The sequence below is a fragment of the Nodosilinea nodulosa PCC 7104 genome (assembly GCF_000309385.1).
GTDB classification, from domain to species: Bacteria; Cyanobacteriota; Cyanobacteriia; order Phormidesmidales; family Phormidesmidaceae; genus Nodosilinea; species Nodosilinea nodulosa.
This window is the reverse complement of record NZ_JH976537.1, coordinates 3,005,720-3,031,987: the sequence shown is the minus strand read 5'-3', so window position 1 is coordinate 3,031,987 and position 26,268 is coordinate 3,005,720. Positions and strand designations below refer to the sequence as shown.

The window sequence follows — 26,268 nt, the reverse complement described above, 5'->3', positions numbered from 1 at the left end:
GAAGTTGGGATGATTGGCTCAGGGCAATCAGGTCATGATTTCAATCGCCGCGCGCGCTTTTTGTGGCGTCAGATCGTCTGGTTAAGACATGTCTTACAAGAACGTTCAAACGTTTGAACGTTCTTAGGATTTCTAGATATTCTAACCAATATAACTATAATTCGATAAACTAATGTCGAATGGCAAAACCCTCGGAGAATATCCGAGGGTTTTTTAGTGACTTCTAAAAATTTATTTTAGATTCCTTATATCTGCTTTTAGTCACAAAGTTGTCACACTTTATCTTTATTATTTGAATCAAATCGTTCCCCAATTTTGATCACAACTATCTTAGCTAAATTATTGACCATGCAAAACTACTATCCCTGGAATACCAGTGCTCTGCTGGAGTGGCTTAAGCAGGAGCTTAACCACCATGGCAAGCAAGCCTTGGGGGCAAAATTAAATATACCGAGGTATGTGATTCAATCTTGGCTATCTGAGCCGTCACCTACGATTACCCTGAGCCAAATTCGGGCGATCGCGCAGTACAAAGGCTGGAATTTGACCCAAATCATTGACTGGCTTCAGCTCCAGCCCGCCCATATACAAGAACTCATGAATCAGGACGCATCTGCGGCAGGTCAATAGGAATTTTGACTGCTGAAACTCTTGTTTTCGCAGCCACGGCACCAGCCAGATTGGCTAGGAAAGCTTAGTCAATGTATTGCAAGGCCAGATCAGAAATCTGGCCTACAAAAGTTCTGGCCTGCGATCGCCCTTCGGCAATTTTATCGGACTGCCCTAGCCCCAGCGACAGGTGCCATACCGCGGGCTTCAGTTGTCGTCTTATTTTTTGAGTTCCTAGCATGAGTGGCAGATCAGCAGAATATCCCAAGCCCCTAGCGCACTATTTGCGAGTCAAAAAACTTCAAATTTTCCCGGTTCTGAGACGCTCAGATTTCAGCGGTCAGCTCGTTTGGTCCGCCCCCGACGGGCAGCAGTGGACTTTATTTTTCAACCGGGGTCAGGTGGTCTACGGCAGCGGCGGGGTGCACCCCATCCGGCAGTGGTATCGCCAGGCCCAGGCCCGTTGGCCAGAGCCTGCCCTGAGCTATCAGGTTCTGCAAAAATCCTTAGCCGCCACCCCCAACTCCAGCTGGCTCCAGAGCTGGGATTATCAACTGATGCAGAGCTGGCTAAGCCAGGAACAGCTTTCGCTCCAGGCGCTGCGAGCGATCTGCACCAATGTTGTGGTCGACATTTTATTCGATGTGGTGCAGGCCCACGACACCCAATATCTCTTAATTCGGCAGCCTGCGCTCGACCCCAGGACATTGCCTATCTCTGTGGATGACGGCCCTACCCTACTGCCCTCGGTGACAGCCCTCTGGGAGGCTTGGCTAGAGGTTGGGCTCGAAACCTATTCGCCCAACCTGGCGCCGATAATTCAGCACCCCGAACCGATTCGAGAGCAGGTGTCGCCCAGGGTGTACGCCTCGCTGATGCAGCTGCTCGATGGACAGCGCAGCCTGCGCGACCTGGCGGTCAAGCTGGGGCAAGACGTGCTCAATCTCACCCAGGCACTACAGCCCTACTTTCAATCTGGGTGGATCAGGCTAGTCGAGGTGGCCGATTTTCCGGCTATAGACAGGCCTGATCCGCCGATCGGCAGTCGCGTTCAGGGGGATCATCGGCCTCTCAAAATTGCCTGTGTTGACGATAGCCCCATGGTTTGTAAAGCCATGGGGCAGGTGATTCGGGCGGCGGGGCACGATTTTTTGCCCATTACCGAGGGGGCTAAGGCCATACCAATACTGCTGGCCCAAAAGCCAGATCTCATCTTTTTAGATCTGGTCATGCCCGACACCAATGGCTATGAAATATGCGGCAGCCTGCGCAAGATTTCTCGCTTCAAAGACACCCCCATTGTCATTCTCAGCGGCAACGATGGCCTGGTAGATCAGGTGAGGGCTCGCCTGCTTGGGGCCACCGACTTTTTAAGCAAGCCGATGGAGCCAGTTGTAATTTTTTCCGTTATTCATAAGCATCTCTCGCCTTCCAAACCCTAAGATTTCATTCTCAATTGCTTTCTATTTGCCCAAATTTATCCTCCCTCTAAGGTGTATTCATGAGCAAAGTTCTAATAGTTGAAGACAGCCTTACCGATAAAGAAATACTGACCCTCTGCCTGCGCGATCGCGGCATTACTGTACTCACCGCCAAGAGCGCCGAAGAAGCCTTTGAGCAGATCAAAAGCCATCACTTTGATCTAATTATTCTCGACGTAGTGCTGCCCGATCGCAGCGGCTTTGAAATTTGCCGAGAGCTGAAAGAAGACGCCTCAACTAACCAGGTGCCCGTGATTATGTGCTCGACCAAGGGCACAGCGATGGATAGATTTTGGGGCCTCAAGCAGGGCGCCGACGCCTACCTGGCCAAACCCATTGATCAAGACGAGCTCCTCCAGGCCGTCAATCAGTGGGTCAAGCTCTAGCGGGCTGCCCGCATCCAGCGATTCATCCTCAATCAATATGGAGCCCGAGCTATGGATTTCGAAGCCGCGATCGCCGCTGACGACTCCGCCACCGAAAACGCCGCCGCCCCGCCTTTGCCAGCCCCCCCTGGAGCTGAGGGTGAACCGCCTGCGGCCTCCGAAGAACAGTTTTTGCAGATCACCGTGAACGGCAATTTACTGCTGCTGCCAGGGTCTAACCTGGTCGAAATCATGCGGCTGGCCCCTAGCCATGTGGTGCCGATGTTTGAAATGGCCCCCTGGGTAATGGGCATCTACAACTGGCGAGGCAGCCTGCTGTGGATAGCCGACCTGGGACACTTTTTGGGATTCGTGCCCTGGTACCAGCAGGCCAAAGCCGCTACCGAACATACCGTCGTCGTGATCCAGCCGCCCACCTCAGCGCCCCTGACCATCGGCGAGCCGCCGCCCACCCTGGGCCTAGTGGTGAGTGCCGTAGAGGCTATGGTGACCTACCCAGCCCCAGCCTCCGAACCGCTGCCAGCCCACATCGCGCCCAGCCTTTTGCCGTTTCTGCAGGGGTGCTGCGCGTCGGGCCAGCACCCGCTGCCGCTCATTCTAGACGGCTCGGCAATTTTATCGGCTATGGCCCAGCCGTGGCCCTGACCCACGGGCTGCATCACCCTTGCCCCCAGCAATTTAGTTGAATCTTTCAGGTTATTTCCTATGACTCAAGCCCCTTCTCTGCCGAACCCCCAGCAGCAGACCCATGGCGCCGAGGCCAGCTCCGGCAATGCGTTCCCAGCCAAGCGCTTTACCAGACCCTATCTAGCGGGTCGCAGTCTGCGGCAGCAGCTCCTGTCAACGGTGCTGCCCCTAAGTCTGCTACCGCTATTTGTAGGCAGCCTTGTCACCTACAGCCTGACCCAGAGCCGCGCCCGCGATACCCTCGAACAGTCGCTGCGGGGGCAGGCGTTGCTCGCCAGCGAAGTCGGCGGCAGCAAGCTGGACGATCAAATTGCCTTCGCCCAAATTTTTGCCCAAAATCCGGTGATTTTAGCCAAGGTACGCCGCGATCGCCGCCTGACGGCAGACCTGAACCTGATGCAAATACCTGAAGCCCAGCTAGAGTCACGCTTTAGGGCGACCAAGCAGCTGGCTACCAACCCTGGATTTAACGACTACCTCATCCAAACCGCCAAAACCAAGCAATTTGCCGAGATCATTGTCACTGAGGCCAACGGCCTCAACGTGGGCTATAGCAACCCTCCCTCCGATTTTGTTCAGGCTGGAGAAGACTGGTGGGAACTGGCCAAACGCGACGGGTTTTGGTTTAGCCAGCCAGGCTACGATGCTTCTACCTTTCAGGTAGGCCTCGACTTTAGCCAGGCCATTCGCGATCCCAGCAGCGGCGAATTTTTAGGCGTGGTCAAATTTTTCATTCCCACCGCCGAGTTTGCACAGCTCAACGGGTATCTGGCCAGCGTCAGTATTCAAGGCTCCCAGCAGGTGCAGCTGCTCGAACCAGCCTCTAGCTACGTCCTGGCCACCTTCAACAACCAGGGGAAAGAAACGGCCCTGACGTCTCAATCCCTAACCCTGATCGGGGGCGAGGTGGTGGGGCAACTGGCCGCCGATCTGGCCACGGCGGCCCAGGCCAAACCGTCCACGGACACCCAAGCGCTAAGGCAGCAGTTGAACGCCGCCTTTCCGGTCCAAAACCTCAATGTGACTGCGACTAGCGGCGCAAAAAGCCTGGTTGCAACCTTTACCTACCGCGACAAACAGTACGCTCTAGCGACGGTGCCCCGGCTCAACTGGGTGGCGATCGCCTCCATGGATGCCGCCGAAATTAGCGCCGCTAGCCACCGCAATCTGATCACCCTGGGGCTACTGAGCCTGGGGCTGGGAGGACTAGCCATCCTGCTGACGGGGACTATTGCCCGCGCAATATCATCTCCCCTCGACGCCCTGGCCAGCAAAGCCCAGGAAGTGTCCCAAGGCAACCTCGACGCCCGAGCCGACCTGGTTGGCTCCTCCGAGGCCCAAACCCTGGCGCAAACCTTTAACGACCTGGTGGTGCGGGTGCGCGGCTCTTTGCGTGAGCAAACCCTCAACACCCGCCGCGCTAACCTGGCCGCCGCCATCACCGGCACCAGAATTGTTGATTCCGCCAACCTACTGCCCATCTACGACCAGTTGGTTGCCGAGGTCCGCGACATCCTCGCCTCTGACCGAGTTGTGATTTACCAGTTCAACTCCGACTGGAGCGGGGCAATTGTAGCGGAAGCCGCTGGGGCAAATTTGCCCAGTGCCTACGAGCAACAGCTGGGAGATCCGTGCATTCCTACCGAAACCCTGAACAAATATCAGGCCGAGGGCATTCTGCTCGAAAACAACGTCGCCACCGCCCCCTTTCACCCCGAACACCAGGCTCTGCTGCGCAACCTTGAGGTCAAATCCATTCTGGGTGTGCCCATTATCAGCCAGGGCCAGCTGTACGGTCTTCTCATCACCCACCACTGCCGCACCAGCCACCAGTGGCAACCCTCTGAAATTGAGTTTCTCAAGCAGATCGGGCTACAGCTAGGTCTGGTGATCGAGCGGGTCAAACTAATCGAAAAAACCCAGCACCTGGCAGACGAGCAGCGGCAGATTAAAGAAGGCCTCCAGCGCAGCGCACTGCAACTGCTCATGGATGTAGACCCGGTTAGCCAGGGCAACCTGACCGTGCGGGCCAAGGTCACCGAAGACGAAATTGGCACCCTGGCCGACTCCTACAACGCCACCATTGCCAACCTGCGCAAAATTGTGGTGCAGGTCAAAAATGCCTCCCACCAGGTGGCCACCACCACCGACACCAGCCAAACCTCCGTGCGCACCCTGGCCGAGTCCGCCAATCGACAAGCCGCCGACATTCTGGCCACTCTCGATCGCGTTCAGGAGATGGCTACCTCGGTGCAGCTGGTAGCCACCAATGCCGAAAAAGCCGAAGCGGCGGTGCTCGATGCGGAGCAAACCGTAGCTCAAGGCGACGACGCCATGAATCGCACGGTAGACGGCATCATGGCCATTCGCGCAACCGTGGCCGACACCGCAAAAAAAGTGAAGCGTCTGGGCGAATCGTCCCAGAAAATTTCTAACGTGGTGAACCTGATCAGCAGCTTCGCGGCCCAGACCAACATGCTCGCCCTCAACGCCTCCATTGAGGCTTCCCGCGCCGGGGAAGGGGGCAAGGGCTTTGCGGTAGTGGCCGAGGAAGTGCGCGAGCTGGCCCGTCAGTCAGCCGAAGCCACCACCGAAATCGAAAAGCTGGTGGCCAGCATTCAGGCCGAAACCAACGCCGTGGTCATCGCCATGGAAACCGGCACTGAGCAGGTGGTCACCGGCACCCAGCTAGTCGATGAAACCCGCCGGAGCCTTAACCAAATCACCGCCACCAGCCGTCAGATTAGCGCTCTGGTGGCCGCGATCGCCGACGCCACCGTCGTCCAGTCCCAGGCCTCCAAAGTCGTCCGCGAAACCATGACCAGCATGGCCACCACCGCCAGCGAAAACTCCAGCGTTGCCAACCAGGTCGCCGACGCCTTTGACCAGCTGCGCTCCGTAGCCCAGTCCTTGCAGGAAGAGGTAGGTCGATTCACCGTGAGCTAGCGGGGGGGATGGATGGGGGGATGAGGGGATGAGGGGATGAGGGGATGAGGGGATGAGGAAGTAAACAGCCAAATCCACCAGTTATTCTCGCCATCCCCACCCCTCAAATGTTCTTCACCTTCCCCATCTCTCCATCTCCCCCTCTCCCCCTCTCCCCCTCTCCCCATCTCCCCCTCTCCCCATGGCTACCGAACCCCACATCCGCGACCACGCCTACCAATTCTTTCTAGAAGAGGCCCCGGAGCTGCTGCAAACCATCGAGTCGGGACTGTTGAGCCTGGGTCAGCAGCGAGACATCGCTGAGATTCACCAGATCATGCGAGCCACCCACTCCCTCAAGGGTGGGGCAGCCAGCGTTGGCCTGGAGCCAATTAAAGCGATCGCCCACCGGCTCGAAGCCCTGTTCAAAGCCCTCTACAGTGACACCGTCGTCATCGATAGCGAGCTAGAACGGCAGCTGCTGTGCGCCTTTGACTGCCTGCAGCTGCCCCTGACCCAGCAGCTCGCTGAGGGAAGATTTGACGGCGACCAGGCGCTGGCTAGGGCAGAACCCGTTTTATCAGGCCTGGAGCAGATCCTGTCCAGCGCCATGGCCGCAACCGAAAACTTCATCCCCAGCTCCTCTGACCTGGGGTTTGACATGGCCAAATCTATTTTCGAAATTGACGTGCAGCAGGGGCTAAACCGCTTGGCCAAAGTGTTAGAACATCCCCAGGCCCACGAGGTCGCTGGAGAGCTGCGAGCCCAGGCCGAAATCTTCATGGGCTTTGCCGAACTGCTCGATCTATCGGGGTTTGCCCAGATAGCCGAGACGACCCTGAAGGCACTGACCACCAGCCCAGACCAGGCAGTAGAGATTACCCGGCTGGCGATCGCAGATTTTAGCCAGGGTCGAGAGGCTGTCTTAACCAGTAGATCCACCACTGGCGGTGCGCCCTCGGCAGCTCTGCAAGCCCTGGCAGCGGCCACCGAAGGTTCGCTATCACCCAGCAAACCCTCCCTCCAACCAAGTCCAGCACTCCCCCTAGAATCTGCCTCAGAGCAATTCTTAGCATCGGTTTTTGGGGATCTCGATCAACCCTGGGCAGACAGCGACTGGGATCAAGACCTGCCCTCAGAAGCCGATGCCCTAGCTTGGCTAACCCAGGACCAGCCGCCAACGGCCACCGAACTGACTGGCCCAGCAGTAGAGTCCATCCACCCCAGCCCGTCTGTGCCTGGCCCGTCTATCCCCAAATCTTCAAAGTCAGCCAGCACCAGCGGGCTTTCCCCTACGCCACAACCGGCCATCTCCATTGAAACCATATTTGGCCATGGTGAGCCAGTTCCAGCAGCAGATGAAAACGCCCCGGCCCCAGCTCTCCTGGCAGAGAACCACCCCCAGGCGCACCCCCCATCTCCCCCACCTCCCCCATCTCCCCCATCTCCCCCATCCCTCCTCCCCCCCGCCGATCCCCTCCCCATCGGCCTCACGGTACGGGTCAATACCCAGCGCCTGGCCCGTCTCGAAAACCAGCTCGGTGAACTGATCATCAATCGCAACGGTCTTGCCTTGCAAACCGACCAAACCCGCCTGGGTCTGAGAGAACTGGTCAACCGCTTCGATCGCGTGCGGGCTACCGTAGAGCAGCTCCAGGAACTGTCAGACCAAATTTTGATTGCCCCCCAGCGCCAGCCCCAGGCGCCAGGTATCGATGGGTACATCCTGACTCAGTCGCAGCGGCAGACGCCCCCTAGCTCTGGTTTTGATTCCCTAGAAATGGACACCTACACGGCCCTCTACACCCACACTCAAACCCTGTTGGAGGAGATGGTGCAGCTGGAAGAAGCCGCCGCTGACATCATTCTTTTTAATCGTCAGACCGACCAGTTGCTAGGGCAGCACCGCAAAATGCTCTTCCAGGTGCAAGACGACCTGATGTATGCCCGCATGGTTCCCCTCGGGCAGGTCCTCAATCGCCTGCCCCGGGTGCTGCGCGATCTATCCCACACCTACGGCAAGCCCGCTGAGCTATCCCTGGAAGGCACGGCCCTGCTGATGGACAAAGCCGTGCTCGAAAAGCTCTATGACTCACTGCTGCACCTATTGCGCAATGGCTTTGACCACGGCCTAGAACATCCTGAAGAGCGATCGCGCCAGGGCAAACCGGAGGTAGGCCAAATTGCCATCGGGGCTCGCTATCGGGGCCGCCAGATCGACATTGAGGTCAGCGACAATGGCCGGGGCATCGATCTGGCGCGCGTGGGCCAGCGGCTAGTCGACTTAGGCTGGCTGTCGGCGGCAGAGGCTGGTGCAGCCACCGCTGAACAACTCTACCGCTACCTATTTGAGCCAGGTTTTTCGACCGCCAATCAGGTCAGCGATCTCTCCGGGCGGGGGGTTGGCCTAGACATTGTGCAAGACCAAATTCAGCGGCTCAAGGGTACTGTCACAGTACAGTCTGTGCCAGGGGCGGGCACTCGCTTCACCCTCTCACTGCCCATGACCCTGAGCATCGTCAACCTGCTAATTGGCTTTGCAGGCTCCACCCCGATTGCCTTTCGCAGCGACAGCATTACCGAAATTTTGGTGCCCCAATCAGACCAGCTCGAACAATCCCCCACCCAGGCCTGGCTCACCTGGCGCGACCAGCGTTTGCCGGTGTACAGGCTAGGCCGGTTGCTCTCCTACCGCTGTCTGCGGCCCGAACTGCCTTTTAGCCAGGTACTAGCAGCGGTCCCCGCCCCCGCCGATTGGGAAGCGCCCGTTCTCATTTTGGCGCGAGGCGATCGCTCTCCGGGAGCAGCATCAGACCATCGCTTCTTCGCGATTCAGGTCGATCGCCTGGTCACTGAGCAAGAATCGGTGATTAAACCCTTTGGCGTGGCCCTCAGCCCACCCTCCTACGCCTACGGCTGCACGGTGCTAGGCGATGGCAGCGTCATTCCGGTGATCGATGGCCAGGCCTTTTTAGACAACCTGCTCAGCCGTCCTGCGGCCGCAGGTTCAGAAAACCCTCTGGAGCATCCCCTCCACCACTCTCCCCAGGTCACCCAGCCCACCGCTACCACGGTGCTGGTAGTAGACGATGCCGTTACCTCCCGCCGCACTTTGGCTTTCTCCCTGGAGCGGGCTGGCTACCGCGTGTTGCAAGCCCGCGACGGTCAGGAGGCCCTAGGGCAGCTTGAGCAAAACCCCACCGTCGGGCTGATTGTCTGCGATATTGAAATGCCCAACATGAATGGCTTTGAATTTCTCACCGCTCGCCGTCAAGAACCGGCTCTGGCGCAAATCCCTACGCTGATGCTGACCTCTCGCAGCAACGACAAACACCGCTGGCTAGCCATGCAGTTGGGGGCCAATGGCTACTTTTCTAAACCCTACCTAGAGCAGGAGTTCTTAGGTGCAATTCGCGCAGCAATCCGTACCGAAGCCGCAATATGTCAATAGACTGCCAGGCGAGCGCGCTCCAAATCAAAAAAATCTCCCTGGGGGAGGATAATCCCCTGCCGCCTGCCTCAGTAGCATTCTTGAGCAGGTTACCTTAGCTAAACTGGTTGATAGCCCTACACCAACCTGCTGGTTTTGTTAATGTTATCCCCCTAGGGGGGATGTTAGCCTGTAGAAAATAACATTTCAAAAGAGCAGGCACCATGGTTGCAACTCCCGACGTTATTCAAACGTCTGCATCTCACTCCCATCCCTCATCCTCTGGCGACAGCCGGGTAGCGGTACTGTTAATGGGTTACGGCGAAGTCGAGAGCTACGAAGACTTTGCCAACTACAACGAGCAGGCCCTAAATCTGCTCACGGCCAAGTTCGCCCCTGTTCCCACCTGGGTTTATCCACCCCTGGCCAAGCTGCTAGCCGCCTTTGACCTGCACGAGTGGAGCCACCAGCACGGCAACTTTATTTCTCCCCACAACGCTATCTTTGAAGCCCAGCGGGCTGGTATTGAAGCCAATCTAAAGGAGCGCTGGGGCGATCGCGTCAAGGTCTTCAAAGCCTTCAACTTCTGCAAGCCCTTCCTCCCCGACCAGGTGCTAGAGCAGGTCAAGGCCGAAGGCTACGACAAGCTGCTGATCTATCCCCTGCTGGTGGTCGACTCTATTTTTACCAGCGGCATCGCGATCGAGCAGGTCAACGATGCGCTGGCCAAGCTATCCGACGGCACCGAGCACTGGATAAAAGGTACTCGCTACATTCCCTCCTTCTTCGACGCGCCGGACTATATCGACTACCTGGCCTCAATGGTCGAAGACAAAATCAAGAACCACCTGGCCGTTGCCCACCTGCCGTCGCAAACCGGCATCGTGCTGATGAACCACGGCTGCCCCCACGAGGCCAAGGGCTTTACCTCCGGCATTGACGAAAGCCAAAAACTCTACGACAAAGTGCGAGACAGGCTGATCCACAAATATCCGCTGATCTCCGTCGGCTGGCTCAACCACGACACCCCACTGATCAAGTGGACCCAGCCCAACGCCGATCTCGCTGCCCGCAACCTGATCGACCTGGGGGCCACCGCCCTGGTGTTTATGCCCATCGGCTTTGCCACCGAAAACCACGAAACCCTGCTCGATGTCGAGCACATTATTGAAGGGCTGCGCCGCAAGCGCCCCGACGTTACCTACGTGCAAATGCCCTGCGTCAACGACGACCCGGCCTTCTTAGCGATGGCGGCCACCTGGGCCGACAAGCACATTGCCGATCTGCTCGAAGAAGATGCCTTGGCCATCAACCCCTCCCTAGCCGCATCCCAGGCGGCCGCAGTACACAGCCACCACGGCCACACCCACGATCACCACCTGTCGGGCCACGGGCATTCTCACGATCACGGGCACGCCCACGATCACGGCCATCATCACCACTAAGCTGCCTGCTGGCGATCGGGTGAGATGGCATTCACCGACTGAAACTGTTGCTGTACTCGAAGGGCGCAGCAGTTAATTCAGGTGAGCCGTAAGGGGGTTGTGGCCCAGTCTAAACCGAGGCCACAATTGAGTTAATGAAGGCGGATGAGCGTTGACTTTGCCATCCGCCTTCTTAGCATATTGGGCAGGGTGAGGGGGCTACACACCACAGCTAAGCCCAGAAATGCCCAGCTGCTCAGACGGCGGCTAGGATTGGACGGATCGCGAAAAAACGGGCCGATGGCGAGCAAAAACACCATCAATGAGGCCAACAGGTAAAGTTGTAAGATCATGTCAGGGGTTGGGATTAGTTGCTATATCTCTAGGCTGCCCAGTGCCCAGCGCCCTCAACATGGTGATGCTACTGAACTTCAGCATCTCGAGGGCCAGCAACGGCAGACGCACCAATAGGCAAAAGATGCCTAGCTATGGCATAGCATTCCATAGCCCACAGCAAACGTTTGCTGTGGACAAAATCTGCGCTGGCACGATCGCTAAATACCTCACCATCCTCCTGCCCATCTGCCATTCTGACGGTGGGTAAGTGGTGACAAGCTACGGCAAAGCCGCTAGAATCACCGGTTAATACAGGTGTTCTAAACAATGGACGGGCTATGCCAGTGAGTTCAGGCCAGATTAAAGCTCTACTTGACCAAAAGCGAGAGGCGTTTAGCTCCTTTAGCCGAGCTAAGTTTGAGCTACTGCACGCCTACAACCGCGCCTGGATCGACTTTGCTCTGCTCTCCCAGGCTCAACAGCTGGCTCTACTGCCCCACTCCAACTCCGCTGGGGCACGCCCCCTGGAAGCCCTGACGCCTGAGCAGGCGCCCGAGAAAGGGATTGTGCCGTTCTTTTTTGCTGAATCTGGTCCGGTGGGCGATCGCTGGACTAACCGCGAGCAGAGCGCCCAGTGGGTGCAAACCATTTTGGCAAACGTCACCACCTTTGCGGTCGATGGCTCCCAAATTTCCCCAGGCAAAGATATCTCTATCCCGATCGCGCTAATTCAAATTGGCTGGTTCGAGAACCCCCACAGCGCTGAGCGTGCCTACAAAAAAGATGTGCGCGTCGACCTGATGACGCCCAAGGAACTGGGGCCAAACCCGGCTCAGCCCGTGGAGCGACGGGTCAATATTCGTCGCTTTCAGATGGAGGTGGCGCGGCTGGTGGAGTACATCAACACCTGCCGGGAACCCGATCGCACCCTGGTCTTTTTTGACGGCGCTCTGGTAGTCACCTTCGCCGAAGCCTTTGATCAGGAGAGTCAAACCGCCTACGTGCAGTCAATTCTCTCGCTGCTAGAGGCCAGCGATCGCCGCCGTGTTCCTCTAATTGGCTATGTCGATACTTCCTACGCCCACGATCTGACCGGCATGCTGCACCATGCCTACGGGCTAGAGGCCACGGAAGGCATTCACGATGCCCAACTGCTGGCCCGGCTGATGGATTGGGGCGATCGCACGGCGGTCTTTCAGTGCGATCGCGGCGGCGTTCTCGACCAGTACGAGGGCTACGGCGACCAGATCGCCTTCACCTACCTCAAAACCACCCGCGACGGCTACCCTGTGCGCCTGGAAATGCCCCGCTGGATGTGGGAAAGCGGCCACATAACCCAATACCTCAACTGGGTGCGCGGCGAAGTGATTGTCGGCGGCGGCTACCCCTACAGCATCGAAACCGCCGACCAAACCGCCGTGCTGCAAGGCCAGGACAAGCACCTCTTTTTGCGGGTGCTGCAAGACTGGGCCGATCGCGAAGCCATCAACCTGCGGCTGTCGCGCAAAATGGTCAGCAAACAGCGCCGCCGCTAGGGCATACCATAAAGCCTCTGTAAACCAGCCGAAAACTCCGTAATTTGCCCTACGCCATCATTTACGGAGGGTGTTTAAGTAGGAAAGTACACCCAAAAACCCATATCCGTCTCGGAGAGACCATCAGACGCAACGCCCCCTTTCGTCTATGGCTGCTGCTCACAGTGCCTACTTAAGGAGGATTTGCCCTGCATGAAAGCATTTACGATTCTTGGTTCTGCCCTGGTGCTAACCGGCCTGCTAGGGCTCATTACCCCAGCGGCCATGGCAAAATCTGACAAGGGTGGTGGAAAGGGTAGCTCTGGCGGCGGTCAAACCAGCCAGCCAGCCGCGCCCCTCACCTGCGCCAGCGGCTCGGTGACCAGCAACCCCCTGGCCGGGGGGTCGTCGCTGAGCTACAGCCAGTGTTTAACCATGTCGGGCAACGACTTCACCAGCAGCGTTAGCGCTGATCTAACCAGTTTTCTCAACAGCACCCTCGGCACCGACAACTGGGTTTCTGGCGGCAAGTACGACAGCGGTCAGCTGTCCTTTCTGCCCGAAAGTTCTGGAGTTGCATCTCAAGACCTGGGCTTTAGCTGGGTGCAAACCGGCAAAGGTGCAGGTTCCTGGAGCCTGGACCAGGCGGTTACCACTCCCTTTGTGATCAGCCTCAAGGCTGGCAACGCCTACACGGCCTACTATGTGGACGGAAACACCAACACCCTGGGCGGCTCCTGGGCCACCTTCGACCAAAAAGATCTGTCCCACGCGTCCATCTTTATGGTCAAGGGCGGTCTCACCCCAGAAGAGCCCAAAACCAGCGTGCCCGAGCCTGCCTCCAGCGCCGCCCTGGTGCTGGTCGGCCTGAGCGCCGTGGGCCTAGCGCGCAAGAAGCGCATCTAGAACGTCGTCCATACCCCATACCCTGACAGCAACCACAAGCTCTGGAGGCACCCTCGTCTTCGGAGCTTTTTTGTATAGACTGCTTGGCTCTGAGCCGCTGGCTTGTGGTTGAATCGGAGGGAGCCGCTCTGGGGAATAGACACGATGGCCGAGTCACAACCGCAAACCCGCCAGGAAACCGACAGCATGGGGGCGATCGCCGTGCCCAGCAATCGCTACTGGGGCGCGCAAACCCAGCGATCGATCCGCTACTTTTCCATCGGCCAGGACAAAATGCCCCTGGAAGTGGTGCGGGCGATCGCGATCGCCAAAAAAGCCTCTACCCTGGCCAATGTAGACCTCGGCAAGCTGCCCGAGGAGAAAGCCAAGCTAATTGTGCAAGCCGCCGATGAGGTCATTGCGGGCCGGCTCGACGACCACTTTCCTTTGCACGTGTGGATGACCGGCAGCGGCACCCAGTGCAACATGAACGTCAACGAGGTGATCGCCAACCGCGCCATTGAGATCGCAGGCGGGGCGATCGGCAGCAAGACCCCCATTCATCCCAACGACCACGTCAACATGTCGCAGTCGTCTAACGATGTCTTTCCCACAGCGATGCACATTGCGGCCGCCCAGGTCCTCGTTCAGCAGCTGCGGCCTGCCGTCACCCAACTGCGCGATGCGCTAGACGAAAAAGCCCAGGCCTGGGCCGATATTGTCAAAATTGGCCGCACCCACCTGCAAGACGCCGTTCCCCTCACTCTGGGCCAAGAATTTTCTGGCTACGTGGGCATGCTCAATGACAGCCTTAAGCGGATTGATAGCGCACTGCCGGGGCTATACGAACTGGCGTTGGGTGGCACAGCGTTGGGAACCGGACTCAATGCCGGACCAGGATTTGCCGAAGCCGCCGCCAATCACATTGCAACGATTACCGAACTCCCCTTTGTCAGCGCCCCCAACAAGTTCACGGTGATGGGGTCCCACGACGCGATCGTGATGGCCAGCGGCGTGCTCAAAACCCTGGCGGTCTCACTCTACAAAATTGCCAACGACATTCGCCTGCTGGGCTGTGGTCCCCGCGCCGGTTTTGCAGAGCTGAATCTGCCTGAAAACGAGCCGGGGTCATCGATTATGCCGGGCAAGGTCAACCCCACCCAGTGCGAGGCTCTAGCCATGGTGGCTGTACAGGTGATGGGGTACGACGCGGCGGTGGCCTTTGCCGGAGCCAGCGGCTACCTGGATATGAATGTCTACAAGCCGATGATGATCTTTAACCTGCTGCAATCGGCCCGGCTGATGGCCGATAGCTGCCGCAACTTCACGGAGTTCATGGTGGTAGGCATGACCCCCAACCGCAAAAAGATCGATCAGTACGTGCAGCAGTCGCTGATGCTGGTTACCGCCCTCAGCCCGGCCATTGGCTACGACAAGGCCTCTCAGATTGCCCACCACGCCTTTGAGCACGATCTCACCCTCAGGCAGGCGGCCCTGACCTTGGGCTATGTGTCTGAAGCGGAGTTTGATATGCTTATCGACCCCCGCCGCATGACCCAGCCCTAGGCCTAGCCGCCGCTTCAGCGCCCACTCCTGGGGCCCACTCCTGGGGATTGTTAAGGACTATGTTGATTTACTCAGGTTGCTCAGGTTCGCGGCAGCCATTCCCGTATGATCATCCTTAAAGTTTGTAAATTTTCCTAAGATTCTGGAGATTCAAACGTGTCTCTTCCGTTACTAAACTATTCCCCGTCCAGCCAAAACCAGCGTGTTTCTGCTTACGAAATCGGTGGCGACGAGCAGCCCAGGTTTTTCTCGACCGATGATCTGTACGACACCAGCGATATGGATGCGCTGATTGAGGCAGCCTATCGGCAGATGTTCTTCCACGCCTTTAAGTGCGATCGCCAGATCTTTCTGGAGTCGCAGCTGCGTAACGGCCAAATCACCGTACGCGACTTTATTCGTGGCCTGGCCCTGTCGCCCACGTTCTACAACAGCTTCTACGAGAAGAACAGCAACTACAAGTTTGTTGAACACTGCGTTCAAAAAATTCTGGGCCGCGACGTATACAGCGATCGCGAAAAAATTGCCTGGTCCATCGTAGTGGCCAACAAGGGCGTCCAAGGCCTGGTGGATGAGCTTCTCGACAGCGAGGAGTACCTCAGCAGCTTTGGCTTTAACACGGTGCCTTACCAGAAGCGCCGCGTGCTGCCCGGTCGCCCCGAAGGCGAGCGTCCTATCCACATCAAGAACCCCCGCTACGACGCCTACCACCGCAATCAGCTGGGCTTTCCGCAGATTGTGTGGCAGTCTCAGGTCAAGCGGTATGTACCCCAAGAGAAAAAGATTACCGCTGGCAACCCCCAAGGCTTCTTGGGCATGGCCCGCAGCATTGGGGCTACTGGTGCGGCCCCCGCTCGGGTCTCCACCAGCGATATCAACATCGCCAACGCTGTGCCCTACCGCAAAGTGCCTAGCTAGTCAGGCCTCAGCACCATTCGGTTAAATTTCTAGAACACCTTGAGGATGTAGGCGATCGCCTGCATCCTCTTTTTTGCCGTGCCGGCCCGTCGGCCCCTAGACAAAAAAAATCCCCTGGCGATCGCCAGTGGGACTTATCAGGGTGCATCTACCATTCACCTTTTCTGCTCAGACGACACCTGATCCGGAAAAGTTGCCAGATTAATTTGAGTTACCAGCGCCGCGCAGCACCTCTATCTGCTCCCGCAGTGAAGTAGCCCAGTCCTCAGAGCCGCTAGCCTCCAGTAGATCAGCCGCCTTCTCAAAGTCAGCAATCACCGACTCACGCGCTTCCAGGGGGATATCCTCTGGCGCCTGGATAGCATCACCCTGCTCGACATAGACCTGCCCTAGCACGGCCTGGGCACGGCCCAGATAGGCCGACGACTGATCGGGGTCGATTTCGATCGCCTTGGTGTAGGCAGCGATCGCGCCTGGGTAGTCTTCTGCCATAGCTAGAGCCTCAGCCCCGGCGTAGGCCATCTCAAACTCAGTGGAGGCACGCACGACGAGATCGTAGTCGCCCCCCTGCCCCGAAAAGGACTTGGCAACCACCGTATAGGAGCCGCTGGCGGGCAATTCAACAATGATTTTAGAATTCAGGGTGCCGCCAAAGTCGTCATTAGTGGCAATTTCGGCCTCGTCAGGGCCCAGCAGCGACAGCACCGGGTCAAAATCTTCGCTATCCAAGGTAATGGTGACGGACTGCCCAGTGGTGCCATCAAAGGTGTAGGTGGCCTGGGCCGGATAGATAGTGCCCGTCTCTTGCAGGACGGGATCAGTCTGAGCAGACGAGGCACCAGCCAGCAGACCTACTAGGGTCAACGGCGTCAGCAGTCCGGCAGACAACAGTCTTCCCCCAGAAAACAGCCTCAAAAAACCCATGCAACCTCCCCTAGGGAAATAACGAACACACAAATCTTGCCATGCAGCCTAGCACAGGCTGACCCAGCCTACGATAGAGTTCGCAAGGTGACGCAGCAGGCTATTGTAATACTGAAGCTAAGTCGTTATCCCCATTTATGCCTCGCCTGCCTCTACTACTGATTGGATCAGGGATAATCGCCACCCTGGGTAACTCTGCGCTGGCGCTGCCGCCCCCCACCGAGATTCCAGAAGAGGTTTTGCGCACCGAGGTTATTACTGAAGCGCGATCGCCCATTGACAACGAGCCGATCTCTGCCGCTGACTACGCCGCTCTGCAGGAGCGTCTGCGCGATCCCAACACCAGCACTATCGTTAACCCCGACATTGCTCAGCTCATCCAGCTACTGGAGTTTAGACGGGTTCTCAAGCCAATTCTTCTGTTTCTGCCTTAGCCATGACTGCCCGTATATGCAAAAATTTCCCTGTGGAAATAGCTAAGTTTTGTTACTCTATTCCGCAGATAGCAAATTTACACAGCCCGTTTATATCCCCCGTGGACCTTTAATAACATGCCTGCAACCGTTGACGCTGAGCAGATTGACCGGATTGTCTGGAACCAGCACCACGACCCCTTTGAGATTCTTGGCCCCCACATGGTGCAGCAGGATGGGCAAACCGTCTGGGCCGTAAGAGCCTACCTGCCCCAAGCCGATCGGGCGTGGGTGGTGCTGCCAGAGGAGCACAAAGAAGTGGCCATGGAGTCTAACCACAACCCCCACTTCTTTGAGTGTGTGCTGGAGGTTCAAGATCTGGCCAATTACCAGCTCAAGTACGTCAGCGGCGACCATGTTCAGGTCATCTACGACCCCTACGCCTTTAAAACCCGCGCCATTACTGACTTCGACATTCACCTGTTCAGCGAAGGCAACCACCACCGCATCTACGAGAAGCTCGGCGCCCATTTCACCACAGTGGAAGGGGTGAGCGGGGTTTACTTTGCGGTATGGGCTCCTAACGCCCGCAACGCATCGGTCCTCGGCGACTTCAACTACTGGGATGGCCGTAAGCACCAGATGCGCCGCCTTTCCAACGGCATCTGGGATTTGTTTATCCCTGGTCTGGAAGTCGGTGTCCACTATAAATACGAAATTAAAAACTACGACGGCCACATCTACGAAAAGTCTGACCCCTACGGTTTTCAGCAAGAGATTCGGCCTAAGACCGCCTCGATTGTCACCGACCTGGACAGCTACGGCTGGCAAGACCAGGAGTGGATGGAAAAACGGCGGCAAACCGAGCCTCTCACCCAGCCCGTTTCTATTTATGAACTGCATCTGGGCTCGTGGCTGCACGAATCCTCTGCCAGCCCCGCCCTGCGCCCTGACGGCACCAAAGAACCCGTCGTTACCGTGGCCGAACTCAAGCCCGGGGCTCGCTTTCTCACCTACCGAGAGTTGGCCGATCGCCTGATTCCCTACGCCAAAGAACTGGGCTTTACCCACGTTGAGCTGCTGCCCGTAGCCGAGCACCCCTTCGATGGTTCCTGGGGCTATCAGGTGACAGGCTACTACGCCGTTACCTCTCGCTACGGCACCCCTGAGGACTTTATGTATTTCGTTGACCAATGTCACAAAAATGACATTGGGGTAATTGTCGACTGGGTACCGGGTCACTTTCCAAAAGACGGCCACGGGCTGGCCTTTTTTGACGGCACCCACCTCTACGAGCACGCCGACCCCCGCAAGGGCGAGCACAAAGAGTGGGGCACCCTGGTGTTTAACTATGGCCGCAACGAGGTGCGCAACTTCTTAGTGGCCAACGCCATCTTCTGGTTTGAAAAGTATCACATCGATGGAATCCGGGTCGATGCAGTGGCCTCGATGCTCTACCTTAACTACTTCCGCAAAGACGGCGAGTGGGTGGCCAACGACTACGGCGGCTGTGAGCATATTGAGGCGGCAGACTTTCTGCGCCAGGTGAATCACGTGCTGTTTACCTACTTTCCCGGGGTGCTGTCGATCGCAGAAGAATCCACCGCCTGGCCGATGGTCTCCTGGCCTACCTACGTGGGCGGCCTGGGCTTCAACCTGAAGTGGAACATGGGCTGGATGCACGACATGTTGGACTACTTCAACATGGATCCCTGGTTCCGGCAGTTCCACCAGAACAACGTTACCTTCAGCATTTGGTACGCCTTTACCGAAAACTTTATGCTGGCCCTCTCCCACGACGAGGTGGTGCACGGCAAGAGCAACATGCTGGGCAAAATGCCGGGGGATGAGTGGCAGAAGTTCGCCAACCTGCGCTGCCTCTACACCTACATGTTTATGCATCCGGGCAAAAAAACCCTGTTTATGAGCATGGAGTTTGGCCAGTGGAGCGAATGGAACGTGTGGGGCGACCTGGAATGGCACCTGCTTCAGTACCAGCCCCACGCCAGCCTCAAGCACTTTATGGGTAAGCTCAACGAGTTTTACCGCAGCGAACCGGCTCTATTTACCCAGGACTTCGACCAGGCGGGCTTTGAGTGGATTGATTGCAGCGACAACCGCCACAGCGTGGTGTCGTTCATTCGCCGCGATAAGGGCACCGATGACTTTGTGGTGGTGGTGTGCAACTTTACGCCCCAGCCCCACAGTCACTACCGGGTGGGCGTGCCCGAGAAGGGCTACTACAGGGAACTCTTCAACAGCGATGCCCGCGACTTTGGCGGCAGCAACATGGGCAACCTGGGCGGCAAGTGGTCTGAGGACTGGGCCTTCCACAACCGCCCCTTCTCGCTGGATTTGACCCTGCCTCCCCTGGGAGTCATTGTGCTGAAGCTGACTTCGGAAGAAACCCAGAAAGCCCTATCGGGTCAGTAGCTGAGGGTTAGCTAATCAAGGCCTCCTATGCAACCACGCATCACTGTCATCACCCTTGGCGTGGATGATTTGGAGCGATCGCTGCGTTTCTACCGCGATGGCCTAGGTCTTTCAACAGACGGGATTGTGGGGCAGGAATTTGAGCATGGAGCGGTTGTCTTCATCGATCTCCAGCCCGGGCTGCGACTGGCACTCTGGCCCCGCGAGAGCATTGCCCGCGACACTGGACTAGCTGGGGGCGCACCCAGCTCAACGGAGTTTACCCTGGGGCACAATGTGGCCTCCAGAGCAGAGGTTGATACCGTCATGGAGCAGGCAAATACCGCTGGTGCAACCTTGGTTAGGGGCGCTCAGGAAACGTTTTGGGGTGGTTACGCTGGCTATTTCCAAGACCCGGACGGCCACCTTTGGGAGGTGGCGTGGAACCCGCAGTGGACAGCGCCAGGTTGAGCGAGCCCAAGGCGTCTACTCAGGACCAATGCGATCGGCATCACAACTATGGGCACCAATCCCTACGGGTGGCTGGATAAATCGTTGACAGCCCTGCACCGCGCCCACCGCTACCGCTCTGTGCAGCCTATCGATGGCATGGCCGGGGCCATGGTACAGCGCCAAGGGCAGACCCTGGTGAACTTTGCCAGCAATGACTACCTGGGGCTGGCCAGCGATTCGAGGCTGGCAGCGGCGGCGATCGCCGCCATTCAGACCTACGGCACCGGCAGCACCGGCTCGCGGCTGCTCAGCGGGCACCGCCAGCTGCACCGGGAGCTGGAGGTGGCGATCGCCGCCCTCAAGGGCACCGACGACGCGATCGTCTTTAGCTCGGGCTATCTGGCGAACTTGGGCGCGATCGCCGCCCTGGTTGGCAACCCAGATCTAGTGCTAGGCGATGAGTACAACCACTCCAGCCTGCGGTCCGGCAGCCGCGTGAGCGGGGCCACAGCGCTCGACTACCGCCATGGCGATATGGCGCACCTGAAAGAACTGCTGGAGATTCACCGCGATCGCCACCGCCGCTGCCTGATCGCCACCGACAGCGTGTTCAGCATGGATGGCGACCTCTGCCCCCTGCCAGACATTCTCGATTTGGCTGCTGCCTACGATGCCATGGTCCTGGTAGATGAGGCCCACGGCACGGGGGTTCTGGGCGCGCGCGGCAGTGGTGCTGTAGAGCACCTGGGCTGCGCTGGACGGCCTTTGATTGCGGTAGGCACCCTTAGCAAAGCCCTGGGCAGCCTGGGCGGCTACGTGGCCGGATCGGCGGCGCTGACGGACTTTTTGCGCAACCGCGCCCCCGGGTGGATTTACACCACGGGCCTATCCCCGGCAGATACGGCGGCGGCCCTGGCGGCGGTGCACGTTGTGCGACAAGAACCCCAGCGCCGCCAAGCCCTCTGGAGCAATGCCACCATTTTCAGGCAGCAGCTTGACAGGATCTTGGCCAGCGCTAAAGCGGCCTCTTTACAGCTGCGGCGGCTCCCCTCAGAATCGCCCATCATCTGCCTGGAGGGGCCTTCGGCTGAGGCGATCGTGGCCGCAAGTCAGCGGTTGCAGGAAATGGGGCTGTGGGTGGCAGCGGTGCGACCGCCCACGGTACCGACCAGTCGCCTGCGCATTACGCTTATGGCTACCCATCAACGGCCCCATTTAGAGCAATTGCTGGTCGGGCTAGAGGAGATATTGGCGCTGTAGGGAAGCCTTAAAATCCTGAGTGGAATTGTGCCAGACCCGGGCTACTATGGCGGAATGGCACTGACATAAGAGAGCAGAAAAGGCTTCAAGCGCTTGATCTGTAAAGATCGAAGCGTCGAAGCCCAAAACCATGTCTCTATGATGCCGAATCGTGCGGATGTCCTCAAGGAGAAATACCAAAACAGTATCGGTCTACCCTTTGCCAAGGTTCTACCGGAAGCCGAAGTCCAGGCTGTAGTGGACGAACAAGGCATCGCCTATCGCCAAGTGCTCTACACCCCAATGGTAGTGCTGTGGAGTTGGATCTCCCAAGTTCTTGATGTCGATGGCAGTCTCAGCCATGCGGTCAAGCGGGTGGTGGCCTGGATGAGCCTGGCGGGCTTAGAGCCGCCGTCAGCCGATACCGGGGGGTACAGTAAAGCGCGTAAGCGCCTGAGCGAGTCCATTTTCCCACCCCTACTAAAGCGAGTGACGAGGGCGTTACAACGGAAAGTATCCCCGGAACAACGGTGGTGTGGTCGCCGAGTCAAGGCCTTTGATGCCACGACGGTCTTGATGAGTGATACCAAGGCCAATCAAGCGGCGTATCCCCAACACAGCAATCAGAAGACGGGCTGTGGCTTTCCGCTGTTGAAGCTTCAGGTGTGGTTTTGCGTGACTACGGGAGCGGTCTTGGAGGTAGCGATGGCTCCTTTTCGGGTGAGTGAGTGGCGCTTAGCCCGCCAACTTTACCAGACCCTGCGCCCAGAGGATGTGGTGGTGGCCGATTCGGCCTATGGCACCTATGTGGATCTGGCCTGGGTCGCGCTGACGGGAGCCGATGCCGTTTTTCGCAAGCACCATCAGCGCCGCTGCGATTTCAGGCGTGGCAAAAAGCTTGGGATTGGCGACCACATTGTCCGGTGGCAACGCCCCAAGCAATGCCCCGACGCCCTCTCGCCTGAGGAGTTTGAAGCCTTACCCGAGTCGATTGAGGTACGCGAAGTCTTTCTCTCCATTCAGACGCCTGGGTTTCGACCGACCAACATCGTAGTGGTGACCACCCTGATGGACGCCAAGCGGTATCGCAAAGCTAAATTGGCCGAACTCTATCACCTCCGCTGGCAGGCCACCGAAGTCAATCTCAGGCATCTCAAGACCACCTTAGCTATGGAGATGATTGCCGCCAAAACGCCCGCTATGGTGACCAAAAGCATTTGGGTTCATCTGTTGACCTACAATCTGCTGCGAACCCTCATGTGGGAGGCGACTGCCGACTCTGAGGTCGACGCGTTACGGCTCTCCCTTCAGGGCACTCGGCAACAATTTAATCACTTCCGACCCGAGTTTCTCCATCTCGCTCCATCCCAGCAACAGCGAGGCTACCAGGCCTTGTTAAGCGCTGTGCAAGAGCTGATTGTTCCCTTTCGCCCCAACCGTTCAGAACCCCGAGTCGTCAAACGTCGTCCCAAACCGTTCCCGAGAATGCAGGAACCCCGCTCAGTCCTGAAAGCTAAGCTGGTAGCTTGATAGGGCTTACGTCAGTGACATTCTACTATGGCGCTTCCCATAAACCATCCCAAGCGTTCTGAGCTGGCATTTGTGGAGAGGGTTTGCGGGGATCGATTTAATAGAGATGGGGTGTATGGGGATACTATGGCTGGGAAATTGCTAAAAAAGCCAGCCCCAGTCGCTCAACTCCACAACGCAACGCCCTATGAGTCGTCTCTTTGCAGCAGCGCCCTCCTCCCCGCACCCGCTCAAAAGAATCAACCTGAGTCAGCGGGGCTACGCCATCAGCAACCGCCTGATTAACTGGGGCACCCAGCTGTTGGGAAAGGAATGGGACCGGCGTCTGCTGGGATTGGCCGCCCTGCCCATTGGCACCATTCTAGATATTGGGGCCAACGAGGGACAGTTTTCGCGACGGATGAGTCGCCTGTTTCCCGCCGCCCAGATCTATGCCTTTGAGCCATTGCCCGTGGCTTTAGCACCGCTTAAGCACTGGGCACAGCAGCAGCAAGGACGGGTGCAGGTGCTCGGAGTGGCGCTGGGCGAAACCCACGGGACCGTGGAAATGCAGCAGCATTTATACTTCAGCGCTTCGTCGTCGGTACTGCCGACGACACCCCTGGGGGAAGCGGTGTACCCGATTATGGCCAAGCAGCAGGGCGTGGCGGTGGTGCAAATGCCGCTAGATGCGGCGATCGCCCAACTGCCCCCCCTACCGCCCGGCGATCTGCTGATCAAGCTGGATGTCCAGGGCTACGAAGACCGCGTCATTCAGGGCGGCGAGCAGACCTTTCGCCGGGCCAAGGCCTGCATCGTCGAAATTTCCCTAGATCCCCTCTACAACGGGCAGGCCACATTTCACCAGATTTTTGAACTCCTGAGCCGTATTGGATATTGCTACAGCGGCAACTTAGACCAAATTCAGGCCAAAGATGGCCATGTGATCTATCTAAATGCCCTATTTATAAACTCTTCCACGGCCAGCTGCTCTGAGACATTTCATGCCCCCGGCCTAGCGCAAAACCACGACTCCACCGCCAGCGCGATGAAACCGTGACGCCCCGGTTGCCCGGCCGTGAGTTGCCGTGATTAGCCTAGCAGGGCGACATAGTCGGGGGTGGCGATCGCCTTAGCCAGAGGCCGCTCCATCTGCTGCAGCGCCAGACGGCTCCAGAGGGAATTGACTGGCCCCGCCGCACCTTCCAGAGTGTAAGGCAGCCCCTCGAGAGCCCCCAGATCGAGGCCCTGGGGCTGCCCCAAGGCCTGCACAATCCAGGGTAGAGCGGCGGGTAATTCGTCGGAGAGCAGGGTGAGATAAAACTGGCAGGTCCAGTTGTAGCGACGGCTACCCCGGCCAGGGCTGGAGCCTACAGCAAGCTCTGCGCCTGAATTGACGCCGATGCGGAGCACCAGCGGGCGATCGGGCAGCAGCACATCTGGGGCCGAGTGGGCATACATGCACAAATAGTTTAAGCGGCCCTGCTCATCTGTCCAAGACACCCGAGGCAGGGTACTGGCGTAGGATTTTTCCCTGGAAATATTGGCCGATGTCTCTAGAGTGTCGGCAAACGAGCGATAAAACTGCGCGCGCAGCTTTGAAACCTGCTGTGCTGAGTCGGGAAGCATGAGCCGGTCTCTCCTATGCGAGCAACATTAATAAACCTATGGAGCCGATGGCTAGGGAAGCTGGACCGGCTCTCTGATCAGCGTCTTGAGATCAGCGTTTTGAGCCCCAGCGGCGCTGTTTTTGGCGGGCGATGGTTTTGCGCTTGCGCTTTTCGATCGGGGTTTCAAAGTGGCGATTTTTTCGCATATCTGAAAAAATCCCGGCCCGAGCAACCTTGCGCTTAAAGCGCCGCAGGGCCGATTCAATGTTTTCGTCTTCTCCCAATACAACCTGGGCCATTAATTACTCCTGAAAAACTTCGCTAACGCTAGCTCAACTGTTTCGCCCGTCAGCGTCAGATTAAAACGGCTGGATATCGCTCCTGCGATACCCAGCTGGCAAAGACTCGATGCATTTAGGCTCGATGCTTTAGTGGGTGGCCGCCAACACCCCAACCAAGGCAAAAGCCCTAGCGACGGCTATTCCAGCCACCGCCACCACCGCCGCCACCACCCCGCGATTCGCGGGGGCGAGCTTTGTTGACCTTGAGGTCACGACCCATCCATTCTGCCCCATCTAGGGCCTCAATGGCCGCATCTTCGTCGGCTTCGCTTTCCATTTCTACAAAGGCAAAGCCACGAGGACGACCGGTTTCGCGATCGGTGGGCATGCTCACCCGGCTAACGGCACCGTATTCGGCAAAGACCTCGGTGAGCTGGTCTTGGGTGGCGCTAAAGGCCAGGTTGCCTACGTAAATCGACATGGACGCATCTCCAAGTAGAGAGAGAAAAAGCAGAAAGTTATAAGGAGATGTACTCAACTAAGGACGATGCCAAGCCGGTAATGCTACTAACAACTTGCTTGTCACACGATAGCACAGGCATACCTTGTAGCCCTGATCGGGCGTTGGCATAGTCGCTCTAAAGGAGCATTGCAACGCTGCCAAGCAGAATAGCCTAGTCTTCTGGCAGCACCCATTTGGGCGGCTGCGAGGCCCGCTCCATCATTTTGCGCCGCACCGCCTCATCGGCCATTTCGAGCATTTTGTCGAGGGAGGTGTCCGCAATAAATTTTGAGGCTTCGGCGGTGTACTTCAGGTTGGGACAGTCATTCCCCAGCACACAGCCGTCTTTACAATCTACTGCACAGTTAACCGCCATTGTTTCTGTTTAACCCCGTAATTCAGCGTTGGGGCCACCTCAGACGGAAAACCCCTTAAAAATTGTAACAACCCTAGCCTTTTCCATAGGGAGAGAATTTGATCCCTGCCATAGGGGTGATTGGGATGGCGTTATCGCGGGCAGGCGGCCTGGGAAGCGCTACCCCGTAGCCAAAAACGGCCAGTCAACTCAAAATGGCTTAAATCCGCTTAGGTCCTAGGAGCGCCTAACCATGAGCCAGCCGTCTGAGGTAACGCCCCGTTGGCCCCTGTGGCTGCTAGGAGGCGTGCTGCTGCTGCTGCTAGTTTTGGCCGCCCTGTACTGGATAGACCCTAGCTTGCTCAGCTGGCTGACTCCGGTCACGGCGGCGATCGCTTGACCATGATCA

23 protein-coding genes are annotated in these 26,268 nt (G+C 57.7%); 18 read left to right on the top strand and 5 right to left on the bottom strand.

Features of this window, described 5'->3' with window-relative positions; translation table 11 throughout:
• Positions 1–348: 348 nt before the first annotated feature.
• The 11 genes from LEPTO7104_RS0114045 (at position 349) to LEPTO7104_RS0113985 (ending at position 16,161) form a co-directional block, all read left to right on the top strand.
• The gene (locus LEPTO7104_RS0114045; protein WP_017299219.1) at positions 349–630 is read left to right on the top strand and encodes a hypothetical protein; all 282 of its coding nucleotides are present in this window, start codon (positions 349–351) and stop codon (positions 628–630) included.
• 218 nt (positions 631–848) lie between these two features.
• On the top strand, positions 849–2,051 hold the full coding sequence (locus LEPTO7104_RS33845; protein ID WP_017299217.1) for a response regulator: 1,203 nt from the start codon (positions 849–851) through the stop codon (positions 2,049–2,051).
• Between the two features lie 59 nt (positions 2,052–2,110).
• Positions 2,111–2,476 carry a response regulator transcription factor gene (locus LEPTO7104_RS0114030; protein WP_017299216.1) on the top strand — a complete coding sequence of 122 codons (366 nt, stop codon included), beginning with the start codon at positions 2,111–2,113 and terminating at the stop codon, positions 2,474–2,476.
• Positions 2,477–2,527: 51 nt separating this feature from the next.
• A complete protein-coding gene (locus LEPTO7104_RS0114025; RefSeq protein WP_017299215.1) occupies positions 2,528–3,121 on the top strand; it encodes a chemotaxis protein CheW in 594 nt (197 codons plus the stop codon).
• A 60-nt stretch (positions 3,122–3,181) separates the two neighbouring features.
• Positions 3,182–6,109, top strand: coding sequence for a methyl-accepting chemotaxis protein (locus tag LEPTO7104_RS36990; protein WP_017299214.1), 2,928 nt, complete (start codon positions 3,182–3,184; stop codon positions 6,107–6,109).
• Positions 6,110–6,290: 181 nt separating this feature from the next.
• Positions 6,291–9,539 (top strand): hybrid sensor histidine kinase/response regulator, encoded by a 3,249-nt coding sequence (locus tag LEPTO7104_RS0114015; RefSeq protein ID WP_017299213.1) that lies wholly within the window; start codon positions 6,291–6,293, stop codon positions 9,537–9,539.
• A gap of 203 nt (positions 9,540–9,742) precedes the next feature.
• Positions 9,743–10,963: a ferrochelatase gene (locus tag LEPTO7104_RS0114010; RefSeq protein ID WP_026072697.1), complete on the top strand. Its 1,221-nt coding sequence runs from the start codon at positions 9,743–9,745 to the stop codon at positions 10,961–10,963.
• 653 nt (positions 10,964–11,616) lie between these two features.
• A complete protein-coding gene (locus LEPTO7104_RS0114000) occupies positions 11,617–12,813 on the top strand; it encodes a DNA double-strand break repair nuclease NurA (RefSeq protein WP_017299210.1) in 1,197 nt (398 codons plus the stop codon).
• Positions 12,814–13,005: 192 nt separating this feature from the next.
• Positions 13,006–13,698, top strand: a complete 693-nt coding sequence (locus tag LEPTO7104_RS36985) for a PEP-CTERM sorting domain-containing protein (RefSeq protein WP_017299209.1) — start codon at positions 13,006–13,008, stop codon at positions 13,696–13,698.
• 144 nt (positions 13,699–13,842) lie between these two features.
• Positions 13,843–15,243 (top strand): class II fumarate hydratase, encoded by a 1,401-nt coding sequence (gene fumC / locus LEPTO7104_RS0113990; RefSeq protein WP_017299208.1) that lies wholly within the window; start codon positions 13,843–13,845, stop codon positions 15,241–15,243.
• A gap of 156 nt (positions 15,244–15,399) precedes the next feature.
• Positions 15,400–16,161 (top strand): phycobilisome rod-core linker polypeptide, encoded by a 762-nt coding sequence (locus tag LEPTO7104_RS0113985; RefSeq protein WP_017299207.1) that lies wholly within the window; start codon positions 15,400–15,402, stop codon positions 16,159–16,161.
• 201 nt (positions 16,162–16,362) lie between these two features.
• Here LEPTO7104_RS0113985 and LEPTO7104_RS0113980 read toward each other — a convergent pair whose 3' ends face one another.
• Positions 16,363–17,085 carry a pre-peptidase C-terminal domain-containing protein gene (locus LEPTO7104_RS0113980; RefSeq protein ID WP_155523637.1) on the bottom strand — a complete coding sequence of 241 codons (723 nt, stop codon included), beginning with the start codon at positions 17,083–17,085 and terminating at the stop codon, positions 16,363–16,365.
• A gap of 137 nt (positions 17,086–17,222) precedes the next feature.
• Here LEPTO7104_RS0113980 and LEPTO7104_RS0113975 point away from each other — a divergent pair, with 137 nt between their 5' ends.
• The 6 genes from LEPTO7104_RS0113975 (at position 17,223) to LEPTO7104_RS33830 (ending at position 24,171) form a co-directional block, all read left to right on the top strand.
• Positions 17,223–17,519 carry a hypothetical protein gene (locus LEPTO7104_RS0113975; protein ID WP_017299205.1) on the top strand — a complete coding sequence of 99 codons (297 nt, stop codon included), beginning with the start codon at positions 17,223–17,225 and terminating at the stop codon, positions 17,517–17,519.
• 117 nt (positions 17,520–17,636) lie between these two features.
• The gene (gene glgB, locus LEPTO7104_RS0113970; protein WP_017299204.1) at positions 17,637–19,931 is read left to right on the top strand and encodes a 1,4-alpha-glucan branching enzyme; all 2,295 of its coding nucleotides are present in this window, start codon (positions 17,637–17,639) and stop codon (positions 19,929–19,931) included.
• Positions 19,932–19,958: 27 nt separating this feature from the next.
• Positions 19,959–20,381 (top strand): VOC family protein, encoded by a 423-nt coding sequence (locus LEPTO7104_RS0113965; RefSeq protein WP_017299203.1) that lies wholly within the window; start codon positions 19,959–19,961, stop codon positions 20,379–20,381.
• Between the two features lie 48 nt (positions 20,382–20,429).
• Entirely contained in the window at positions 20,430–21,623 is a 1,194-nt protein-coding gene (gene bioF / locus LEPTO7104_RS0113960; protein ID WP_017299202.1) for an 8-amino-7-oxononanoate synthase, read from the top strand.
• A gap of 138 nt (positions 21,624–21,761) precedes the next feature.
• Positions 21,762–23,132, top strand: a complete 1,371-nt coding sequence (locus LEPTO7104_RS0113955; protein WP_083886984.1) for an IS4 family transposase — start codon at positions 21,762–21,764, stop codon at positions 23,130–23,132.
• Positions 23,133–23,319: 187 nt separating this feature from the next.
• The gene (locus LEPTO7104_RS33830) at positions 23,320–24,171 is read left to right on the top strand and encodes an FkbM family methyltransferase (RefSeq protein WP_017299201.1); all 852 of its coding nucleotides are present in this window, start codon (positions 23,320–23,322) and stop codon (positions 24,169–24,171) included.
• 32 nt (positions 24,172–24,203) lie between these two features.
• Here the strand turns inward: LEPTO7104_RS33830 and LEPTO7104_RS33825 are convergent, their stop codons facing one another.
• The 4 genes from LEPTO7104_RS33825 to LEPTO7104_RS0113930 all read right to left on the bottom strand — a co-directional run bounded on the left by LEPTO7104_RS33825 (position 24,204) and on the right by LEPTO7104_RS0113930 (position 25,880).
• Complete coding sequence (locus LEPTO7104_RS33825) at positions 24,204–24,740, bottom strand: hypothetical protein (protein WP_017299200.1); 537 nt, start codon at positions 24,738–24,740, stop codon at positions 24,204–24,206.
• A 91-nt stretch (positions 24,741–24,831) separates the two neighbouring features.
• Positions 24,832–25,020, bottom strand: coding sequence for a 30S ribosomal protein S21 (rpsU, locus tag LEPTO7104_RS0113940; RefSeq protein WP_017299199.1), 189 nt, complete (start codon positions 25,018–25,020; stop codon positions 24,832–24,834).
• A gap of 169 nt (positions 25,021–25,189) precedes the next feature.
• Entirely contained in the window at positions 25,190–25,483 is a 294-nt protein-coding gene (locus LEPTO7104_RS0113935; protein ID WP_017299198.1) for an RNA recognition motif domain-containing protein, read from the bottom strand.
• 193 nt (positions 25,484–25,676) lie between these two features.
• Complete coding sequence (locus LEPTO7104_RS0113930; protein ID WP_026072696.1) at positions 25,677–25,880, bottom strand: hypothetical protein; 204 nt, start codon at positions 25,878–25,880, stop codon at positions 25,677–25,679.
• A 232-nt stretch (positions 25,881–26,112) separates the two neighbouring features.
• Here LEPTO7104_RS0113930 and LEPTO7104_RS40125 point away from each other — a divergent pair, with 232 nt between their 5' ends.
• The gene (locus tag LEPTO7104_RS40125; RefSeq protein ID WP_017299196.1) at positions 26,113–26,259 is read left to right on the top strand and encodes a hypothetical protein; all 147 of its coding nucleotides are present in this window, start codon (positions 26,113–26,115) and stop codon (positions 26,257–26,259) included.
• Positions 26,260–26,268: the final 9 nt, after the last annotated feature.